19 protein-coding genes are annotated in these 20,409 nt (G+C 73.7%); 10 read left to right on the forward strand and 9 right to left on the reverse strand.

Features of this window, described 5'->3' with window-relative positions; translation table 11 throughout:
- Positions 1-8: 8 nt before the first annotated feature.
- The 6 genes from L3X23_RS04695 to L3X23_RS04720 form a co-directional block, all read right to left on the reverse strand.
- Positions 9-1,673 (reverse strand): hypothetical protein, encoded by a 1,665-nt coding sequence (locus tag L3X23_RS04695; RefSeq protein ID WP_093089268.1) that lies wholly within the window; start codon positions 1,671-1,673, stop codon positions 9-11.
- 96 nt (positions 1,674-1,769) lie between these two features.
- Positions 1,770-3,518 carry a BCCT family transporter gene (locus tag L3X23_RS04700; protein WP_093089269.1) on the reverse strand — a complete coding sequence of 583 codons (1,749 nt, stop codon included), beginning with the start codon at positions 3,516-3,518 and terminating at the stop codon, positions 1,770-1,772.
- Between the two features lie 201 nt (positions 3,519-3,719).
- Complete coding sequence (locus L3X23_RS04705; protein WP_237190867.1) at positions 3,720-5,033, reverse strand: serine hydrolase; 1,314 nt, start codon at positions 5,031-5,033, stop codon at positions 3,720-3,722.
- Between the two features lie 100 nt (positions 5,034-5,133).
- Positions 5,134-6,525: a DUF2207 domain-containing protein gene (locus L3X23_RS04710; RefSeq protein WP_237190868.1), complete on the reverse strand. Its 1,392-nt coding sequence runs from the start codon at positions 6,523-6,525 to the stop codon at positions 5,134-5,136.
- Positions 6,522-7,016: a LemA family protein gene (locus L3X23_RS04715; RefSeq protein WP_374204978.1), complete on the reverse strand. Its 495-nt coding sequence runs from the start codon at positions 7,014-7,016 to the stop codon at positions 6,522-6,524. Before L3X23_RS04715 ends, L3X23_RS04710 begins: the two co-directional genes overlap by 4 nt.
- Positions 7,017-7,170: 154 nt before the next feature.
- The gene (locus L3X23_RS04720) at positions 7,171-7,620 is read right to left on the reverse strand and encodes an Lrp/AsnC family transcriptional regulator (protein ID WP_237190870.1); all 450 of its coding nucleotides are present in this window, start codon (positions 7,618-7,620) and stop codon (positions 7,171-7,173) included.
- A gap of 131 nt (positions 7,621-7,751) precedes the next feature.
- Between L3X23_RS04720 and L3X23_RS04725 the strand changes: the two genes are divergently transcribed.
- Entirely contained in the window at positions 7,752-10,046 is a 2,295-nt protein-coding gene (locus L3X23_RS04725; RefSeq protein ID WP_237190871.1) for a pyruvate dehydrogenase, read from the forward strand.
- A 4-nt stretch (positions 10,047-10,050) separates the two neighbouring features.
- Here L3X23_RS04725 and L3X23_RS04730 read toward each other — a convergent pair whose 3' ends face one another.
- Positions 10,051-10,767, reverse strand: coding sequence for a PP2C family serine/threonine-protein phosphatase (locus L3X23_RS04730; protein ID WP_237190872.1), 717 nt, complete (start codon positions 10,765-10,767; stop codon positions 10,051-10,053).
- Positions 10,768-10,877: 110 nt separating this feature from the next.
- Positions 10,878-11,807 carry a proteasome assembly chaperone family protein gene (locus L3X23_RS04735; protein WP_237190873.1) on the reverse strand — a complete coding sequence of 310 codons (930 nt, stop codon included), beginning with the start codon at positions 11,805-11,807 and terminating at the stop codon, positions 10,878-10,880.
- A gap of 167 nt (positions 11,808-11,974) precedes the next feature.
- Between L3X23_RS04735 and L3X23_RS04740 the strand changes: the two genes are divergently transcribed.
- The 6 genes from L3X23_RS04740 to L3X23_RS04765 all read left to right on the forward strand — a co-directional run bounded on the left by L3X23_RS04740 (position 11,975) and on the right by L3X23_RS04765 (position 17,461).
- Complete coding sequence (locus L3X23_RS04740) at positions 11,975-13,021, forward strand: iron ABC transporter permease (RefSeq protein ID WP_237190874.1); 1,047 nt, start codon at positions 11,975-11,977, stop codon at positions 13,019-13,021.
- Entirely contained in the window at positions 13,018-14,073 is a 1,056-nt protein-coding gene (locus L3X23_RS04745) for an iron chelate uptake ABC transporter family permease subunit (protein WP_237190875.1), read from the forward strand. Before L3X23_RS04740 ends, L3X23_RS04745 begins: the two co-directional genes overlap by 4 nt.
- A gap of 23 nt (positions 14,074-14,096) precedes the next feature.
- Complete coding sequence (locus L3X23_RS04750) at positions 14,097-14,975, forward strand: ABC transporter ATP-binding protein (protein ID WP_237190876.1); 879 nt, start codon at positions 14,097-14,099, stop codon at positions 14,973-14,975.
- A 7-nt stretch (positions 14,976-14,982) separates the two neighbouring features.
- Positions 14,983-15,972, forward strand: a complete 990-nt coding sequence (locus L3X23_RS04755) for an iron-siderophore ABC transporter substrate-binding protein (protein ID WP_237190877.1) — start codon at positions 14,983-14,985, stop codon at positions 15,970-15,972.
- A gap of 148 nt (positions 15,973-16,120) precedes the next feature.
- Positions 16,121-17,059, forward strand: coding sequence for an ATP-binding protein (locus L3X23_RS04760; RefSeq protein WP_237190878.1), 939 nt, complete (start codon positions 16,121-16,123; stop codon positions 17,057-17,059).
- A 12-nt stretch (positions 17,060-17,071) separates the two neighbouring features.
- The gene (locus tag L3X23_RS04765) at positions 17,072-17,461 is read left to right on the forward strand and encodes an SCO5389 family protein (RefSeq protein WP_237190879.1); all 390 of its coding nucleotides are present in this window, start codon (positions 17,072-17,074) and stop codon (positions 17,459-17,461) included.
- Positions 17,462-17,614: 153 nt separating this feature from the next.
- Here the strand turns inward: L3X23_RS04765 and L3X23_RS04770 are convergent, their stop codons facing one another.
- A complete protein-coding gene (locus L3X23_RS04770; RefSeq protein WP_237190880.1) occupies positions 17,615-18,406 on the reverse strand; it encodes a PadR family transcriptional regulator in 792 nt (263 codons plus the stop codon).
- Positions 18,407-18,578: 172 nt separating this feature from the next.
- Here L3X23_RS04770 and L3X23_RS04775 point away from each other — a divergent pair, with 172 nt between their 5' ends.
- From L3X23_RS04775 to L3X23_RS04785, 3 genes are all read left to right on the forward strand, one after another.
- Positions 18,579-18,764, forward strand: a complete 186-nt coding sequence (locus L3X23_RS04775; protein ID WP_237190881.1) for a hypothetical protein — start codon at positions 18,579-18,581, stop codon at positions 18,762-18,764.
- Between the two features lie 79 nt (positions 18,765-18,843).
- Positions 18,844-19,167, forward strand: a complete 324-nt coding sequence (locus L3X23_RS04780; RefSeq protein ID WP_237190882.1) for a DUF1232 domain-containing protein — start codon at positions 18,844-18,846, stop codon at positions 19,165-19,167.
- Positions 19,168-19,230: 63 nt separating this feature from the next.
- Entirely contained in the window at positions 19,231-20,394 is a 1,164-nt protein-coding gene (locus tag L3X23_RS04785; RefSeq protein ID WP_237190883.1) for an acyl-CoA dehydrogenase family protein, read from the forward strand.
- Positions 20,395-20,409: the final 15 nt, after the last annotated feature.

The following is a 20,409-nucleotide window of genomic DNA, read 5'->3' on the forward strand; positions in this document are numbered from 1 at the left end:
CCCGCGAGTCAGCCGAGCCGCAGCTCGTCGTCGGTCTCGACCCGCGGCTGGTCGGAGGCGGTCCCGTCGTCCCCCCTGCGCAGGCGCTTGGCCGCGGCGAGGCCGGTCGCGCCGGTGCGGGCCAGGGCGTGCAGGGCGAGGTCGCGGTGCACCGGGTCGTCGGTCCGGGCGAGGAAGCGGGAGAGCTCGTCCGCGGCGGCCGACATGCTGCGGGCGGCGACCCAGGCGTCGAGCTCGGCCTCGGCGACGGCCGAGCGCACGTCCGCCATCCGCACGCAGACGTACTCGATGTCCTCGTCCGCCAGCTCACCGGGCAGCGGTGCGTGCAGGCCCTGGTCGATCAGGGTCTCGTGCACCGCCCAGAGCCCCATCGGGGTCAGCGAGACCACCGTCGGGTCCGGGTCCTCGCGCCCGGCCAGCTCGACGAGCCCGTCGAGCTCGTCGGCGTCGAGCAGCTCGCCGAGCTCGACGGCGCCGAGCAGCTCCAGCGCGTCGAGCAGGGCGGTGACGTCCCGGCGCCAGAGCCGTCCCTCGGCGTCCCCCGCGAGGTCGTCGACCACGCAGCCGCACGAGTCGTTCACGGCCTCGCGGACGAGCCGGTGGAACAGCTCGACGGGGATCGGCCCGCCGCCCGCGGCGTAGAGCTCGAGCCAGAGGATCGGGAACGCGTCGGCCAGGGACATGCCGAACAGCGACGGGGCGCCGAACACGTCCGTGCCCCCGAGGTGGTCGCCGATCCGCCCGACCGAGCCGAACACCCGCCGCCACAGCTCGATCGGCCGATGGAGGTCCTTCGCGGCGCTCTTGACCGGCAGCAGCCTGCCCTGCACCGGGCGCACCAGCCGGGCGGCCTTGGCCCAGTGCAGCATCAGCGAGGTCTCGGGCAGGTCGGTCGCGGTGCGGGCGGAGTCCCGGTAGAGCTGGTCCAGCCCGAGGACGTCGGCGAGGGCCAGCGCGTCGGCCAGGTGCAGCCGCCCGTCCCGGGTCAGCCTGCGCCCGGCCCGCACCCAGCGGGTGAGCGCCCGCAGCTGCTCCAGCGCGACGCTCGACCGCGCGGCCTCGACCATCTCCGCGGCGGTGGGCAGCAGGACCGGGGGGAGCTCGGGGGCGGGGGTCTGCCTGCGCGGGGCCTGCTCCTCGCGGCGGGTGATCTCGGCGAGGGCCGCGCGGTCGATGTCCACCTCGCCCGAGCGGGCGCGGTCCAGGAACCGCTGCACACCGCGCGGGTCGGCCGGGTCGACGCCGTGGCGGCGCAGCTGCACGCCCCAGAACTTGCCGAGGTCGTAGTTGCGCTCGTCGGCGATGCCGTCGAGCAGGGCGGGGGTCGAGTCGCGGACCTGCGCGTGCAGCTCCGCGCGCGAGGACGAGCGCGGGTCCAGCCCGTCGTGGTCGGCGAGGAAGTCGATCAGGGCGTGGAACGCCTCGGGGACCTCGTCGGCGTCGAGCACCGTGACGTGGCGGGGGAACCACATGCCGAGGGCGTCGGCGATGTGCGCGCGGGTCCAGCGGCCGAGCCTGCGGTCCAGCGCGTACTTGTAGTCGAGGGCGGCGGCGACCAGGAAGACGTCGGCGGAGACCCGCCTGCGGCGCGCCCAGACGAGGAACGCATCCACCAGCCGGTCCCGGGCTCCGGCGTATCCCTGGTCGTCACCGGGGGCGAACACGAGACGCATCGCGGACCACTTTCTCAGCACCGCGGGCGCCCACCCTCGAGGGGGGTGGGCGCCCGCGTGTGGAGGTGATGCGGTAGGTCGGCTCGGTCGGTCAGGTCACTGCTTGGGCTCGCCCGGCAGGACGGTGCCCTTCGCCGTGTCGTCCGCCTGGACGAGCGGCTTGACGTTGAGGATGAACTCGCCGTCGTGCTCCTTGAGCCCGTAGTCCACGGCCTGCTCGACGGCCTCCTGCGCCCGGTCCTCCTTGCGGATGAGCGGGTCGCTGCGCAGGTCCTTGTAGAGCGACACGCACAGCAGCACCATCACGATCACGAACGGCAGCGCCATGATGATCGTGATGTTCTGGATGCCGGACAGCGCGTCCGACCCGCCGACGAGCAGCATCACCGCCGCGATGGCGCCCATCACCGCGCCCCAGAAGATCACGATGCCGCGGCTGGGCTCGATGGAGCCCTTCTGCGAGATCGTGCCCATCACCACCGAGGCCGCGTCGGCACCGGAGACGAAGAAGATCGCCACCAGCAGCATCGCGATCACGGCGAGGATGCTGCCCAGCGGGTAGGACTGCAGCAGCCCGAAGAGCTGTCCCTCGGTGCTCGCCGACGCCAGGTCGTTGCCCTCCTGCTGCGCGGAGATCGCCGCGCCGCCGAAGATGGCGAACCAGATGAGCGAGACGATGCTCGGGATCAGGATGACGCCGGTGATGAACTGCTTGATCGTCCGGCCGCGCGAGATGCGCGCGATGAACATGCCGACGAACGGCGTCCAGGAGATCCACCAGGCCCAGTAGAAGACCGTCCAGCTCTGCAGCCACTCGGCCGTCTCGGGGCCGTCGGCGCCGGTGCGGGCGGCCATCGACGCCAGGTCGGCGAGGTAGTGGCCGACGGCGCCGGGCAGCAGGTTGAGGATCAGCACGGTCGGGCCGACGACGAACACGAAGAACGCGAGGACGGCCGCGAGCACCATGTTGACGTTGCTCAGCAGCTGGATGCCCTTGGCCACGCCGGACACCGCCGAGGCGATGAAGCAGATGGTCAGCACCACGATGATCGCGACGAGCAGCCCGGTGCCCGGGTTGTCCATCCAGCCGCCCGCCTCGAGCCCGCCGCCGATCTGCAGCGCGCCCAGGCCGAGCGAGGCCGCGGAGCCGAACAGGGTGGCGAAGATGGCGAAGATGTCGATCGCCTTGCCGAGCCCGCCCTGTGTGCGGCGGGTACCGAGCAGCGGCGCGAACGCCGCGGAGATCAGCTGGCTGCGGCCCTTGCGGAAGGTGCCGTACGCGATCGCCAACCCGACGACGGCGTAGATCGACCACGGGTGCAGTGTCCAGTGGAACAGCGTGGTCGCCATCGCCGCGTCGAGCGCCTGCGGGCTGCCCGCGACGGCGCCGGAGCCCGGCGGCGGGGAGGTGAAGAAGGCGAGCGGCTCGGCGACGCCGTAGAACATCAGGCCGATGCCCATGCCCGCGGAGAACATCATCGCGACCCAGGAGGACGTCCGGAACTCCGGGGCCTCGTCGTCTCGCCCGAGCGGGATCTTGCCGTAGCGGCTCGCGGCCAGGTAGATCGCGAACACGACGAAGGCGGAGGCGGTCAGGATGAAGAACCAGCCGCCCGCGGACATGATGCCGCCCAGGACCGCGCTCGCGACCGCGGACAGGCTCTCGGTGCCGACGATGCCCCAGACGATGAACGCGACGACGAGCGCCGCGGCCACGCCGAACACGACCTTGTCGGTCGACTGCCGCCGGTCCGCGGCGCCCGCACCCTCGGTGACGGCCTCGGGGGCGGGCGGTTCCTCGGGGTCGGTCCCGGAGCCGCCGGTGGTGGGTTCCTTCAGTGTCATCCGTGGCCTCCCGCGTGACGCGGGGTCCCCCTCACAGGTCTCGAAGCGGAACGTGAGCCGTCACCATCAGCCCGGAGAGGGCGCACGTCAACCGCTGCGCCCGATTCCGTTTCGCGGTGCGCGATAGGTTGCGCAGAGTGCGTACCAGCGTGAATGGACTCCGCCAGCCGGATGAGCGGGGCCGGGATCGTTACGTGAACGTCACGGCGCGTGCCACCCGCGCGGATCGACGTCGCCGGGGACGGGTGCCTGCGGGTCGTAGGGCGTGCGGGTGAACACGAACGTCGCCAGGTTCAGCGAGTCTCCCTCGAAGCGCAGCGTCTCGCCCGCGAAGTAGCCCTCGAGGCCGATCCAGGTGCCGTCGGGCCCGGGGCGAAAGCGCGAGCTGCGGCCCGGCCGCCCGAGCCCCCCGAGGTGCAGGAGGCCGCCGGGGACGGCGCGCAGGACGTAGGGCGACGGACCCCAGAACCAGGGGCCGAGCAGCTCGACCGGGACCGGGGACGGGGCGGGCCGCCACGGCGTGACGACGGTCGGTTCGTGGGTCCGCAGGTCGGCGAGCAGCCCGGCGGGCAGGCCGCCGTCGAGCCCGGACGTGACGTTGGCCAGGGCGAGCGCGGCGATGCCGTCCTCGCGGTCGGCCCACAGCCCGGCCAGGAAGCCCGGCATCGAGCCGCCGTGCCCGACGAGCGTGTGCCCGTCGACCCGCTGGACCTGCACCCCCAGCCCGTACGACGTCCAGTTCGGACCGGAGACGTCCACACCGGCCGGAACGGTCATCTCCTCGATCGTCGCCGGGTCGAGCACGCCCCCGCCGTCGCCGAGCAGGAAGGCGCCGAGCCTGCCGAGGTCGGCCGCGGTGGCCCACAGCTGTCCCGCGGCGGCCATGGCGCCCGCGTGGTGCTCGGGCTCGACCAGCAGCTCGTCGGACCAGGGGTGCACCGCGTAGCCCTGCGCGGCGCGGCCGCTCGGCCGCGGGGTGGTGCGGTGCATCCCCAGGGGGTGCAGCACCTCGTCCCGGGCGACCTCGTCCCAGGTGCGGCCGCGGACCCGCCCGACCAGCTCACCGAGCAGCCCGAAGCCCAGGTTGGAGTAGTGGAAGCGCCGCCCGGCGGGCAGGACACGGTCCGCCGCGGACAGCGGGAGCTCGGCGCCGGGGGTCCGCTCCCACCACTCGCCCGGGCTCTCGCTGGTGACGCCGCCGGTGTGGGACAACAGCTGGGTCAGCGTCCGGTCGCCGACGGACGTGCCCGGCAGGTGCTGCTCCAGGGTGTCGGAGAGGTCGAGGAGCCCCTCGTCCCGCAGCCGCAGCACGGTGATCGCGCAGACGGTCTTGGAGATCGACCCGAGCCGGTACTGGACGTCGTCGGCGGGGTCCTCGACCGCCCCGCGCCCGGCGGACCAGGCGAGCCCGCCGTCGCGGACCACCCCGGCCACGACCGAGGGACACCGCCCGTCCCGCTGGGCCCGCGCCGTCCGGGCGAGCAGGACACGTTCCGTGGAGGGGAGCAGCGCCATGATCGGAGCCTACGACCCCTCGTGAGTGGCGATGGTCGCCATGGCGACCATCGCCACTCACAGGGGTGGGGTGACGCGGTGCTCGACCGGAGTGGGGCGGTCAGGGCGTGCGCGGGGCGCCGGTGCGGTAGCGGGACGGGGTGAGGATCTCGGCCCCGTGGACCCAGCCGACACGGCGGGACACGGTCGCCCGGATCTCGTCGCCCTCCGTCAGCAGCGCCCAGCGCTCGGCGGTGGTGCCGAAGGCGCGGACGGAGCGGGAGCGGCCGTCGTCGAGTGCGACGTAGTGGTCGTAGGTCGTGCGGTTCTCGTTCTGCGAGCGGACCCGGCGCCGCAGCCGTACGACCTGCCCCTCGACCACCCCGCGTCCGCCCACGTCGAGCAGCAGCCCCACCAGCGGCACACCGACGACCAGCAGCGCGCCGAGCAGCCCCACCAGCTCGGGCGGCACCGGGACGTCCAGGAACGCGCGGAGCAGGATCCCGATGAGGAACGCGACACCCCAGGACGGGATCGCCGCGATCGCGAGCCTGCCGAGCAGGTGCAGCGGCGCGCGACCCCAGAAGAACCGTCCCCACGGGCCGGGCCCGCGGTAGGCGACCCGGACCACGTGCCACATCCCGCCCCGGTCGGACCAGGCGCGGGAGTCGTCCGCCGGGATGGCGACCGGCAGCCCCGCGACGGCCCGCCCCGCGACCCCGAGTGCCGCCGCGTAGGCGAGCGGTCGACCCCAGATCGTCACCGCGGCGGCGGGCGCCTCCGCGAACCGGGCGCCAGCGAGGTGCTCGCGCACGCCGAGCCAGCGGGAGGCGGCCGCCCCGCCCGCGTCGGTGCCGCACTCCCGGTCGAGCCGCGTGACCAGGGCGGACAGCAGGGCGAACGTGAGCACCGCCCCGCCGGCGAACGGGCCGAGCGGGCCGTCGGACCCGGAGCGGGCGGCCGCGGCGGCGAACCCCACCGCCGCCATGGGGACCGCGCTCGCGCCGAGCAGCAGCATGCGCTGCGCGCGGCTCCACCGCGGCCGGGACAGACCCGCCGCGCGCGCCTCGGCGATCACCGCCTTCCCGAAGGCCCGCCACCAGGACCCGAGACTGCGGGCCCCCTCCGCGAGCGCCCCGGTGGCGACCACGCCGTCCGCGGTGGCGAGGGTGCGGACGTGGTCGAGGACCAACTGCTCGTAGGGCGCGAGGTCCGGCTCGTCCCGCGCCGGGTCCCGGCGGCCGAGCCGGACCAGGGCCAGCTCGGGCCCGATCTCCTCGATCGTGACCACCCGCCGGGCGGCGAGGTCGAGCAGCGTCGCCGAGGCCGCCTCGTCCGACAGCACCCAGCCACCGGTCAGCAGGTCGACGACGGCGGGGGACTCCGGTCCGAGCGCCGCGGTCGCCGGGCCCGGCCGGACCGCGGGTCCGCGCGCGGCGGCGAGGACCGCGCCGAGCAGCAGGAACCACGCGCCGACGGCGACCGCGGCCCCGACGAGGGTCAGGACCGTCACGAGAACCGCACCGCGACCGGACCGCGCTCCTCGTCGGGGGCGGTGAAGTACTCGCGGACCCGGAACCCGGTGACCCCCGCGACGAGGGCGGTCGGCACCGTCTGGACGGCGTTGTTGTAGCCGAGCACGGCGTCGTTGTAGTACTGCCGCGCGTAGGCGATCCGGTTCTCGGTGTCGGAGAGCTCGGCCTGCAGGTCGGCGAAGTTCCGCCCGGCCTGCAGCTGCGGGTAGGCCTCGGCGACCGCGAACAGGCTGCGCAGCGCCCCGGTGAGCCGGTTCTCGGCGGCGGCCTGGGCGGCCGGGCCGGTCGCGGAGACGGCGGCGGAGCGGGCGGCGGTCACGGCGTCGAGGGTCTGCCGCTCGTGGGCGGCGTACCCCTTCACCGTCTCCACCAGGTTGGGGATCAGCTCGTGCCTGCGGCGCAGCTGGACGTCGATCTGCGCCCAGGCGTTGTCGACCGCGTTGCGCGAGGTGACGAGCCGGTTGTACATGCCGATCAGCAGTACGGCGAGCAGGATGAGGACGACGACGATGACGAGCACGACGATCAGCGCGGACATCAGCACTCCGGGGGGCGAAGGGGACTCCGAGACAGGAGCAACGAGCGGGTCGATCACTGACACCGGCGCCCCCGACGCCACCCGGTCAGAGTAGTGGGGTGACGCGATGCTCGACCAGCCGCCGCATGACCAGGCTGGTGGTGGTGCGCTCCACGCCGTCGATCGCCAGCAGCAGGCCCGCGATCCGGTAGAGGTCGTCCGCGTCCCGGGCCACGACCTGCACCTGCAGGTCGCCCTGGCCGGAGATGCCGAGCACCTCGATCACCTCCGGCACGGCGGCGAGGGCGTCCGCCACCCGGTCCAGCAGCCGCTGCACCACGACGACGGTCACGAAGGCGGACAACGGGTAGCCCAGGGCGGCCGGGTCGATCCGGCGTTCCTCGCTGCGCAGCACCCCGCGTTCCTCCAGGCGCGCGAGCCGGGCCGCGACGGTGTTGCGGGACAGCCCGGCCGCCTGCGCGAGCGCCAGGGTCGTGCCCCGCGGGTTCGCGACCAGCGCCCGCAGCAGCCGGGCGTCGACGTCGTCCACGGTCATCCTGCTCGCGCTCCTCGGTCGGGGATCGGGTTCTCCGTGCATTCTGCACGCCCTAGCGGTCCTGACTTGTGCAGGGCTGGATCTGATGGTGCCCTAGACGGCATATCTGCCCAGCGACGAAGGAGTACGCGATGACCGCCCCCGCCGAGACGGACCGCCTCACGGTGCTGGGGGAGATCGAGCAGCGGGTGCGCTGGCTTTCGACGGCGATCATCGACCACGCGAACCGGGTCCGCCCCAACCCGACGGGGCTGAAGGTGGGTGGGCACCAGGCGTCCAGCGCGTCGATGACCACCCTGATGACGGCGCTGTGGTTCGAGCACCTGCGCCCCGGCGACCGGGTCTCGGTCAAGCCGCACGCCTCGCCGGTGCTGCACGCCATCAACTACCTGCTGGGCGAGCTGGACGAGTCCTACCTGACGACCCTGCGGGCCTTCGGCGGCCTGCAGTCCTACCCGTCGCGCTCGAAGGACCCGGACCCCGTCGACTACTCGACGGGCTCGGTGGGCATCGGCGCCACCGCCCCGATCTGGGGTGCGGTGGCCCGCCGGTACGTGGCGACCCTGGGCGAGCAGGCGGGCGTCGGGCGGCAGTACTCGCTGGTCGGAGACGCGGAGCTCGACGAGGGCGCGGTCTGGGAGGCCATCCTGGACCCCATGGTCGCCGAGCTCGGCGAGGTCGTGTGGATCGTCGACCTGAACCGGCAGAGCCTGGACCGGGTGGTGCCCAACATCGGCGCGCCGCGGCTGCAGGGCATGTTCGCCGCGGCGGGGTGGCAGGTGCTCACCGTGAAGTACGGCGCACTGCTCGAGGAGCTGTTCACCCGCCCCGGCGGCGCCGACCTGCGCCGCCGCATCGACGACATGCCCAACCCCGAGTACCAGCGGCTGCTGCGCTGCACCCCTGACCAGCAGCGGGAGCGGCTGCCGGACACCCCGGCCCTGGCCGCGCTCGTCGCCACCCTGGACGACGACACGCTGCGCGCGGCGGTCCGCAACCTCGGCGGGCACGACCTCACCGCGGTCGGGCAGGCCTTCGCCGAGATCGACGACACCCGCCCCACGGTGATCTTCGCCTACACCGTCAAGGGGTTCGGGCTGGCCAGCGAGGGGCACCCGCAGAACCACTCGTCGCTGCTGTCCGCCGACCAGTTCGGCGAGCTCGCGCAGCGCTCGGGCATGGCGGTCGAGGACCCGTGGCGGCGGTTCGAGCCGGACACCGCGGCCGGACGGTGGTGCGCCGAGACCGCCGCGCGACTGCACCGCGACCCCGTGCAGGCGACCACGCCGCCCGCGCTGCCCACCGACATCGGCCGCACGCCGTCGGGTAGGGCCACCACGCAGGCCGCGCTGGGGCGCGCCCTGCTCGACCTGACCCGGGAGGCCCCCGAGGCCGCCCGGCGGGTGGTCACCCTCTGCCCGGACGTCTCGTCGAGCACGAACCTCGGCGGCTGGGTCAACAAGGTGGGCGTCTGGTCCCCGGCCGAGCGCCGCGACTGGTTCGACGACGACCCGGAGACGATCCTGCACTGGCGGGAGAAGCCCACCGGCCAGCACATCGAGCTGGGCATCGCCGAGGGCAACCTCGTCGGCGCGCTCGGTGAGCTCGGCGCCACCTGGAGCCGCTGGGGACAGCCGCTGCTGCCGATCGGGGTGCTCTACGACCCGTTCGTCGAGCGCGCGCTGGAGCCGTGGTCGTTCGGGATCTACGCGGGCGGGCAGTCGATCCTGGTCGGCACGCCGTCCGGGGTGTCGCTGGCGCCCGAGGGCGGGGCGCACCAGTCGATCACCACCCCCTCGGTCGGTCTGGAGCAGCCGGGCTGCACCACCTACGAGCCCGCCTTCGCGATCGACGTCGAGTGGACCCTGCTGGCCTCGCTGGCCCGGCTCGGCAGGCCGGACGGCACGTCGGCCTACCTGCGGCTCTCGACCCGGCCGGTCGACCAGTCCCTGGCCGCCGTCCCGACCGACCCGGCCGCGCGGGAGCGGCGCCGCAGGCAGGTCGTGGCGGGCGCGTACCCGCTGCACACGAGCGAGGCCCCCAAGGCGACCATCGCCGTGATGGGCGCCATGGTCCCCGAGGCGCTGGCCGCGGCCGAGCGGCTCGAGTCGCTGGGCACCCCGGTCGACGTCGTGGTGGTGACCTCGCCCGGACTGCTGTTCGACGCCGTCCAGGCGCGGGCGGGTCACGGCAGCGCCGACACCTGGATCCTGGACGCCGTGTTCCCCGAGCGCCGCGCCGCGCCGCTGGTCACTCTGCTCGACGGGCACCCGCACACGCTGGCGTTCCTGGCCGGGATCAACTCGGTCCGCGCGCGGCACCTCGGGGTGACCCGGTTCGGCCAGTCCGGCGACCTGGACGCCGTGTACCGCCACCACGGCATCGACGCGGACTCCGTGGTCGCCGCCGCGCTCGACCTCCTGTGAGGGGTCAGGGGGTGGCGAGGACCGTCGCGGTGCAGTTGTCCGTGCTGCCCCCGAGCAGGGCGCTGTCGACCAGGTCGCGCGCCGCCGCCGCGGGGGTGGCGGCCCGCCGGACCAGGTAGCCGATCGTCTCGGGCGCGAGGCTGCGGTGGACGCCGTCGCTGACCAGGACCAGCGTGCCCGCGGCGGGGCCGGGGACGTGGCCGGTCGTCTCGGCGTCCGCGCGGGCCACCGTGGTGGTGACCAGGTGCTCCCAGGACGGGTTCACCGGCAGCCCCGCGTCGTGGAAGGCCTGGGCGACGGTGTGGTCGTGGGTGAGCAGCACCGTCTCGCGCGCCCGGACGAGGTAGGCGCGGCAGTCGCCGACCCAGGAGACGGTCCAGCCGCCGTCCGGGGTGCCCGCGGTGACCACCAGGACCGAGTCCGCCGCCTCCGGGTCGGCGCGCACCGCGTCCCGGGCGGCGAGGACCGCGTCCAGGGAACCCGCTCGCCCGGCGACCGCGGCCGCGGTGTCCGCGGCGATCCGGGCGGCGCGCGCCGCGGCGGGGGAGTCCCCGATCCCGTCGGCGACCGCCGCCACGCCCGGCCCGCCCACCGCGGTGGCGTCCGCGGCGAACCGGCGCAGCCCCCGGACCGACGCCGAACCCGCGAGACCCCGTCTCGCGACGGGCGGGCCGCCCGGCAGGGTCCGCTCGACGGGACGCTCGAGCTGCTCGGTGGTCATGGCGCCTCCCCGGTGGTGTGGGCGCGGAGCCGACCGGTGAGGGGTTCCGACCGTCCCCGCGCCCGACGTCCAGGGTCCGCCGCGTTCCTGAGGACGTGCTGTGGTCCGGCTTAGCGTTCCTCCCCGAACCCGGGGCCGCCGTTCTTGTCGTCCTCCTGGTCGGCGAGGAACCGCTCCACCTCGGCCGCCAGCTCGTCCGCGCTGGGCAGGTCGCCGGAGCCGAGCCCGCCCGCGGCCCGCCCGGCCGCGACGGAGTCGTACTGCTTCTCCAACGCCCGGACGACCTCGGCGACCTCCGCCGACCCGGCCACCTGCTCGGCGATCTCGGCGTCCGTGCGCTCCGCGGCCGTGGTGAGGCCCTCGGTCGGCAGGTACAACCCGGTCGCGACGGCGGTGTGGTCCAGCAGCGTGCGCGCGGCGTGCGGGTACTCGGCGCGCGCCAGGTAGTGCGGCACGTGCACCGCGAACCCGACGACGTCCTTGCCCGCCTCACCCAGCCGGTACTCCAGCAGCCCCGAGGCGCTGCCCGGGACCTGCGCCTCGGCGAACCACGGCTCGTGGCCCTCGATCAGCTCCTTGCGGGTGGCGTGCGCGGTCACGCCGATCGGCCGGGTGTGCGGCACCGCCATCGGGATGCCCTGCAACGTGACCACCAGCCGCACGTTCAGCCGCTCGACGAGCTGGCCGACCGCCGCGATGAACCGCTCCCACTGCGTGTCCGGCTCCGGGCCCGCGAGCAGCAGGAACTGCGACTCGGCGGAGTCGGTCAGGGCCACGACGTCGAGCACGGGGGGCTCGTAGGCCGCCCAGTGGTCGGTGTCGAAGGTCAGCGGGGGCCGCCGGGACCGGTAGTCGACGAGCTGGTCGGTGTCGAAGGAGACGAGCGTGCGGGCGTCCCGGCCCTCGCGCAGCGCCTCGACCGCGAGCCGACCGGCGTTGCCGGCGTCGACGAAGCCGTCGAGCACCACCAGCAGCACCGACCCGTCGGGGTCGGCGGACACGCCCTCCTCGACGCGGTACAGCTCAGCCGGATCCAGCACCTGTTCCTACCTCCTCGGACACGCCCGTGTGGCGCTCATCCTCCCCTGCAACCACTCGGCGCGCCCACACCATCCCCGTCTGCGCGATCTCGGGTTCGTCTCGATCATTGCCCGTTCACCGATCCGTGGCTTAGGTTAGCCCCGCCTCACTTCGGAACAGGGAGACGATGACCGGACTTCTGGACCCCCCGGCGGGGGCGCGGCCGGCCCGCACGCCGGCCCCGGTCCGGATGCTCGGCCTGGTCGTCGCCGCCGTCGTCCTGGTCGTGGTGGCCGTGGCGAGCGTGATGGTGGGCGCCAAGGAGATCCCGATCTCCACGGTGCTCGACGCCTTCCTGCGCTTCGACCCCACGAACAACGACCACCTGTTCGTGCGCGTCGAGCGGGTCCCGCGCACGGTGATCGGGCTGCTGGCCGGGGCCGCCCTCGGCCTCGCGGGCTGCATCATGCAGGCGCTGGCGCGCAACCCGCTGGCCGATCCCGGCATCCTCGGGGTCAACGCGGGCGCCGCGCTGTTCATCGTCGTCGGGATCAACTTCTTCTCGCTGACCGCGCTCACCGGCTACGTCTGGTTCGGCTTCCTCGGCGCCGCCGTCGCGTCGGTCCTGGTCTACGGCGTCTCGGCGCTGGGCCGCGAGGGCGCCACGCCGATCAAGCTCGCGCTGGCCGGGGCCGCGGCCAACGCCGCGTTCGTGTCGCTGACCACCGGCGTGCTGCTGACCAGCACGGACGCCTTCGAGCAGTTCCGCTTCTGGCAGGTCGGCTCGCTCGCGGGCCGCCAGTGGGACGTCGTGGTGGCGGTGCTGCCGTTCCTGAGCGTGGGCATCCTGATCGCGTTGTGCTCCGGCGGGCTGCTCAACACCCTGACCCTGGGGGACGACCTGGCCAAGGCGCTGGGCCAGAACGTCGCCCGCGCCCGGGTGGTCTCCGGCGTGGCGGTGGTGCTGCTCTGCGGCGCGGCCACCGCGGCCGTCGGCCCGATCGCGTTCGTGGGGCTCGCCGTGCCCCAGGTCGCCCGGATGATCACCGGCCCGGACAACCGCAGGCTGCTGCCGTACTCGCTGCTGCTGGCGCCCGTCCTGGTGCTCGGCGCCGACGTGATCGGGCGGATCATCGCCCGCCCCGGCGAGGTGCAGGTCGGCATCCTGACCGCCGCCATCGGCGCGCCGATCTTCATCGCGCTGGTCCGGGGCCGCAAGGTGGCTCAGCTGTGAGCACCGTGGCGGACGCCGCGGCCTTCGACGTGGGGACACTCGCGCAGACCCGCGCGCGGGGCCGGGTCCGGCGGATCTCGGTGGCGGGCGGCCTGGGTGTCGGCGTCCTCGTGGTGTTCGCGCTGTCGCTGATGGTGGGTGCCGCGGTCATCTCGCTGCCGGACGTCCTGTCCACCCTGGCGGGGCAGGGCAGCCGGAACACGAACTACGTCGTCCTGGAGCTGCGGCTGCCGCGGGCGCTCGCCGCCACCCTGGTCGGGATCGCGTTCGGACTCTCCGGCGCCGTCTTCCAGAACCTGCTGCGCAACCCGCTCGCCAGCCCGGACGTCATCGGCATCTCCACCGGCGCGAGCGCGGCCGCCGTGCTGGGCATCGTCGGGCTCGGGCTGACCGGCCTCGCGATCTCCGGGTTCGCCCTCGCGGGCGCGCTGGGCACCGCGGCCCTGATGTACGCGATCGCCTGGCGCAACGGCGTGTCCGGCTACCGGCTGATCCTGGTCGGCATCGGGCTCTCGGCGCTGCTGCTGTCCGTCGTCAGCTACTTCATGACGAGCGCGCAGGTCACCAACGCCCAGGACGCCCTGATCTGGATCTCCGGCAGCCTGTCGGGGCGCAACTGGAACCAGGTCGTGCCGCTGCTGGTCTCGCTCGTCGTGCTCGTCCCGGTCACCATGGTCCTCGGCCGGGTGCTGGGCGTCCTCGGCCTGGGTGACGACACCGCCCGCGGCCTGGGCGTCCCGGTCGACGGGGTCCGGCTGGGCCTGATCGTCGCCGCGGTCGCGCTGGCGGGCGTGGCCACTGCGGCCACCGGCCCGATCGCGTTCGTGGCCCTGCTGGCCGGGCCCATCGGCCGCGGGCTGGCGCGGGACGGCGGCCCCGCGCTGCTGCCGTCGGCGCTGGTCGGGGCGCTGATCGTGCTGGTCGCCGACTTCCTCGCCCAGCACACGCCGTTCCTGCCGAACCTGCCGGTCGGCGTGCTGACCGGCGCCGTCGGCGCGCCCTACCTGTTGTGGCAGCTCGCCCGCACCAACTCCGGGGGCCAGGGCGGATGACCTCGTCGAGAGCGCAGGAGACCATGACCGACGCTGTGGAGGCGACCGACGCCGTGGAGGCGCTCGCCGCGCTCGAGTCGTCCGACGGACACACCCCGACCCGGCACACCCTCGCCGCGGAGGGGCTGCGGCTCTCCTACGACAAGCAGGAGATCGTCCACGGCATCGACCTGGAGCTGCCGCCCGACAAGGTCACGATGATCATCGGGCCGAACGGCTGCGGCAAGTCCACGACGCTGCGCGGCCTGGCCCGGCTGCTCGACCCCAGCGGCGGCCGGGTGCTGCTCGACGGCGAGGACATCTCGACGATCCCGAACCGGGAGGTCGCGACGATCCTGGGGGTCCTGCCCCAGCACCCCGTCGCGCCGGACGGCATCACGGTGGCCGACCTCGTCGGCCGCGGCCGCTACCCGCACCAGGGCTGGTTCCGGAAGTGGAACGCCGAGGACGACGAGGCCGTCGCCCAGGCGTTGGCCGTCACCCACACCGCGGAGCTGGCCACCCGGGCGGTGGGGAGCCTGTCCGGCGGGCAGCGGCAGCGGGTGTGGATCGCCATGGTCCTCGCGCAGCGCACGGACCTGCTGCTGCTCGACGAGCCCACCACGTTCCTGGACCTGGCCAACCAGGTGGAGCTGCTGGACCTGCTGACCGACCTCAACCGCCGCTCCGGCACGACCATCGCGATCGTGCTGCACGACCTCAACCTCGCCTGCCGCTACGCCGACCACCTGGTCTGCATGAAGGCGGGCGACATCGTCGCCGAGGGCAGCCCGAAGGAGATCGTGACCGCCGAGGTCGTGTCCTCGGTCTTCGGGATGCGGTGCGACGTCCTGATCGACCCCGTCTCCGACACCCCCCTCATCGTGCCGATCGGGCGGCACCACACCACGAAACCGGAGTGAGCACGTCGTGAACAACCCCTTGCGTCGGCTGGCGCTGGCGGCCGTCGCCGCGGCCGTCGGCCTGACCGTGGCCGCGTGCGGCCAGGTCCAGGACTCGTCGACACCGCCGAGCGGCGCCGCCGCGTCCACCTCGGTCGACACCCTGTTCGGTGCGGTCGAGGTCCCCGCGAACCCGCAGCGCGTGGTCGCGCTCGGCTGGTCGGACGCCGAGGCCGCGCTGGCCCTGGGCGTGCAGCCGATCGCCGTCAGCGACTGGCTGGCCTTCGGCGGCAAGGGGGTCGGACCGTGGGCGGAGTCGCTGTCCACCACGTCGCCGACGATCCTGCCGACGCTCGAGCTGAACTACGAGCAGATCTCGGCGCTGAACCCCGACCTGATCCTGAACACCCGCTCGGACAACTCGAAGGAGAAGTTCGACGAGCTGAGCAAGATCGCCCCGACGGTCTCGGCGCCCGCGGGCACCACCATCCAGTACGGGACGACCTGGCAGCAGCAGATGCAGCAGGTCTCCGCCGCGCTGGGCAGGAAGGAGCAGGGGGACGCCCTCATCGCCGAGACGGACGCGGCGTTCTCGGCGGCCCGGACCGCGCACCCGAACTTCGCGGGCAAGACCGTGGGCGTCGGCTCGTTCTTCAGCGACTCCTACGGCGCCTACGTCGACGGCGACTCCCGGGTCGACTTCATGAAGTCGCTCGGGTTCGTGAACAAGCCGGAGATCCAGGCGTTGTCGGACGGGTCCAGCTTCTACGTGCAGGTCGCGCGGGAGAACATCGAGCAGCTCTCCGCGGACACCACGGTGATCTTCCCGATCGGCGGTGACGCGAGCGCCCTGAAGGCCGACCCGGTGCTCAACCAGCTCCCGGTCGCCCAGGCCGGTCACCTGCTGATCATCGACGACCCGGTGCTGGCCAACGCCTTCTCCTCGGGCTCCACCCTGGGCACGAAGTACGCGATCGACCACGCGGTCCCGCTGATCGCGCAGCACACCGCGTCCTGACCCCACACCGCCGCCTGCTCCCCGGTGAACGGCGCGTTCGCTCTCCTCGTGAGCGAACGCGCCGTTCGCCGTCGGAGGACCCGGGGTGATCACCCTTTAGTGAACATCGTTACCGTTATCCTCTCCAACTGAGAGAAGGGGCGGTGCGGTGCGGATCGCGTTCGTCGGCAAGGGCGGTAGTGGCAAGACCACGACGGCGGCCCTGTTCAGCAGGTACACAGCGGGCCTCGGGCGGCCGGTGCTGGCCGTCGACGCGGACATCAACCAGCATCTCGGCGTCGCGCTGGGCGCCGACCCCGCCGCGCCGCCGCCGCGGGCCCTGGGCGGGGACCTGACCTGGCTCAAGGACCACGTGCGCGGGGAGAACCCGCTGCTGCCGTCCGCGGACACCATGATCAAGACGACGCCGCCGGGGCCGGGATCGCGGATGCTGTCCCTCGACCCGTCCGGCGAGCTGCTGCAGCGCTACTCGGCCGTCGCGGGCGGGGTGCGCTACCTCGTCACCGGCGCGTTCGACGAGGCCGACATCGGGGTCTCCTGCTACCACTCCAAGACCGGCGCGGTGGAGCTGTACCTCAACCACCTGCTCGACGGCCCGGGGGAGTACGTCGCGGTCGACATGACCGCGGGGGCGGACGCCTTCGCCTCCGGCCTGTTCACCCGGTTCGACCTCACCGTCCTGGTCTGCGAGCCGACCCGGCGCGGGGTGGGGGTGTTCCGCCAGTACGCCGACTACGCCGCGGAGCACGGCGTCGCGCTGCGGGTGCTGGGCAACAAGGTCACCGACGACTCCGACGTCGCCTACCTGCGAGACGAGGTGGGCGACGCGCTGATCGGCTGCCTGGGTCAGTCCGCGTGGGTGCGGGCCGCCGAGCGCGGCGCCGTCCAGCCCGTCGAGGACCTGGAGCCCGCCAACCGCACCGTGCTGGCGCGGATCCTTGCCGATCTGGACGGCCGCACCCGCGACTGGGCCGCCTATCACCGCGGCACCGTCGAGTTCCACCTGCGCAACGCGAAGTCCTGGGGCGACAAGGCGACCGGAGTCGACCTCGCCGCCCAGGTCCACCCCACGTTCGTCCCCGCCTGAAAGGTCTGAAGAATGTCTCTCGACGTCCCCACCGCCGTCCTCGAGGCCGCCGAGCGCCGCGAGGTGACCGACGAGCAGTTCCTGGCCGTGGTCCGCGACTCGCTGCCCTACGCGTGGGAGGTCGTCTCGGCGGCCGCGGCAGACAACACGGGCGACAAGGCGTTCGGCGAGCACGAGGTCCCGCCGCCGAGCGAGCAGGAGCGCGGGCAGCTGCTCCGGGCGCTGGCCAGCACCAGCATCCGCGGCGCCCTCGAGCGGCACTTCGGCGTGACGCTGGCCTTCCAGAACTGCCACCGCGTCGCCGCCTTCTCCCCGGCACAGGTGGACTCGGAGATCTACCGGGAGTTCATCGGCATCCGCGGCCAGCTCCTCAACCAGTCCCCGGAGCTGCGCGACTGCTGACAGCGGTGAACGGCGCGTTCGCTCACTAGGTGTGAGCCAACGCGCCGTTCGCTCCTCGGGGTCGCGGTGCACGCTCCCCGGCACGCGTTGCGCGAGCGGCGCGTTCGCTCACTAGGTGTGAGCGAACGCGCCGTTCGTCTCCTCGGCGTTCGTCTACTCGGCGAGCAGGCGGTAGATGGTCTTGCGGGCCTCGGTCAGTGCCGCGGTCGCCGTGGTGATCTGCTCGGGGGTGCCCGTGGCGGTCACCTGCGCAGCGGCGGCGTGCAGCTGCGCGAGCTGCTGCCAGAGGACGGCGTCGGGGCCGTCCTCCTCCTCGCCGTCGAACGCGGTCCAGACCTTGTCGATCTCCTCGCGGTTCTCCTCGACGTACGCGGTGCCCGCCTCGGTGAGGTGGACGACGCGCCTGCCGTCGGTCTGCTCGACGCGGACCAGGCCCTCGTCCTCGAGCTGTGACAGCGTGGGGTAGACCGAACCGGGGCTCGGCTTCCAGCGCCCGCCGGAGCGCTCGGCGATCTCCTGGATGATCTCGTAGCCGTGTCGCGGCTGCTCGGAGACCAGGGCGAGGACGGCCAGTCGGACGTCGCCGCGGCCGCGCCGCCCGCGCCCGCCGGGGCCGCGTCGGCCCGGGCCGAAGCCGCGGGGCCCGAAGCCGCCGGGTCCGAAGCCGGGCCCGAACGGGCCGCCCGGGCCGAAGCCGGGGCCGAACCGCGGGCCGCCGCGCCGACGACGTAGGCGGTCGGCCGCGTCCTCGGCGTCGATGTTCACGTTCACCTCGACGTCCGGTGAACCCTCGGCGAAGGGGCCGAAGGGTGGCCGTCGGTGTGGGCCGCCGCGGCGACCGCGCCCGCGCGGACCGCGCGGACCGAAGCCGGGCCCGAAGGAGTCGGGTCCGAAGCCGCCGAAGCGGCCGAAGGGGGTGTTCCAGGTGGGGTTGTCGGCAGACATGTGGGTCTCGCTTCCGTCGTGAGCCTCCTCGGTCGGTAGCTCGTGCCATCACGATATATCGCTATCTATCGGCGATGCAACCCTGAGATCACCCACACGTGTCCTGGTGGTCTGTTTCGCCCGATTCATGAGAAGATGGGCGCGTCCGACGGATCGGGACCGGGGAGGTCGTGTGCTGCGGCTGGTGGCGGCGGTGCTGCTCGTGATCCTGGCGTTCTCCCTGGTCGGCGCGGTCTTCGAGTTCGTGGCCTGGGCCCTGGTCGTGGGCGCCGTGGTGTTCGGCGGCGTCGTCGTGTGGTCGAAGCTCTCCGGTGACGGGCCTCGCACGAGGGAACGGGATTCCGGCATCTCGCGTTGAACCGGACGTGACCACCACTGGGACGTCTCAGAGCCCGCGCGGACTCCGGCAGCGGGCGGCATTCCTCGCCTTGGCGCGCGTGCTCTGGCAGGGGGCCAAGCCCGGCACCCCGAGCCTGGCGGACCGCGCCCGCGCCCTGCCGCGCATGCTCGGTGGGGCGCTGACCGGCCGCTACTCGATCCTCACCAAGGGTCGCATCGGCCTGCTCGTGCTCGCGGTCGCCTATCTGCTCTCACCCGTGGACCTCGTCCCCGAGGCCCTGTTCTCCGTCTTCGGCCTGCTCGACGACGGCGTCGTGGCCCTGTGGCTCGGCGGCGCCCTGCTGGTCGAGACCGAGCGGTTCCTGAACTGGGAGTCCCAGGGGCGGCCCACGGTGGTCGACGGCGAGCTCGCCGGAGCCTGACGGGCGTATCAGGGGACGGCCCAGGCGGCTCTGCTCCACAGCCCACCGGAGTGGAGGTGTCCCATGAGCGCACCGACCCCGACCGAGCCCGTGGCGGCGGCCGCCGCCCTCGCCCCGATGCTGCGCGAGCGTGCCGACGAGGCCGAACGCCGCGCGACCCTCCCGCCCGAGGTGACCGCCGCGGTGGCGGGCGCGGGCCTCTTCCGCCTGATGACCCCGCGCGGGCTCGGCGGGCTGGAACTCCCGCCGCCCACGGTGTTCGAGGTGATCGAGACCGTGGCCCGTGCGGACGGCTCGGCGGGCTGGACGACCATGATCGGCAACTCCGGGATGTTCCTCGCCTGGATGGACCAGGGTCTCGCGGCGGACCTGCTGGGCGGGCACGCCGACCAGGCGATGACCGGGGCGTTCGCCCCGGAGGGGCGCGGGGTCGTCGAGCCCGGCGGCCTGCGCCTGTCCGGCCGGTGGACCTTCAACTCCGGTTGCCCGCACGCGCGGCTCTACTCGGCGGGTCTCATGGCTCTCGACGGCCCCGGCCCGCGGATGGTCGACGGCCGCCCGGACTGGCGCTGGGCGGTCTTCCCCGCCTCGGACGCGGCCATCGTCTCGACCTGGGAGGGGGCGCTCGGGCTGCGCGGCTCGGGGAGCCACGACGTCGTGGTCGACGGTCTGTTGGTTCCCGAGGGCCATACGGTCATGCCCTTCCACGAGCCGCCTGTGGTCGACTCGGCGCTCTACCGGGTGCCGTTCTTCAGCCTGATCAAGATGCTGATGGTCGGCCTGCCGCTGGGCATCGCCCGGCACGCGCTGGATCTCGCGGCCGAGCTGGCCCGCACCAAGGTGCGCTCCGGTCCCGGCCCGCTCGCCGAGGAACAGGACGTCCAGATCCGGCTCGGGCTCGCCGAGGCCGCCGTCCGGTCCGCCCGGGCGTACGTGGTCGACGAGATGGGGGGACTCTGGGCGCGGGCGCAGGCGGGGAGCCGACCCGCCGACGTCGAGCTCGGCCGGTTCACCCTGGCCGTGAACACCGCCATGCAGGCCTCGCTCGCCGCGGTCGACGAGGCCTTCGCGCTCGGGGGCGCTCGCGCGCTCTACGCGGGCGACGAGATCGGCCGCTGCTGGCGGGACCTGCACGCGGCCGCCCAGCACCGGGCCTTCGGCCGGGCCCAGTGGCAGGGCGGGGCCAAGGCGCTGATGGGCCTGGAGGTCGACCGCGCCTGGCTCTGAGCCGGTGTCCGGCCC

Origin of the sequence: Pseudonocardia sp. WMMC193, from assembly GCF_021728735.1 — a bacterium.
In the GTDB taxonomy this organism is placed as follows: domain Bacteria; phylum Actinomycetota; class Actinomycetes; order Mycobacteriales; family Pseudonocardiaceae; genus Pseudonocardia; species Pseudonocardia oroxyli.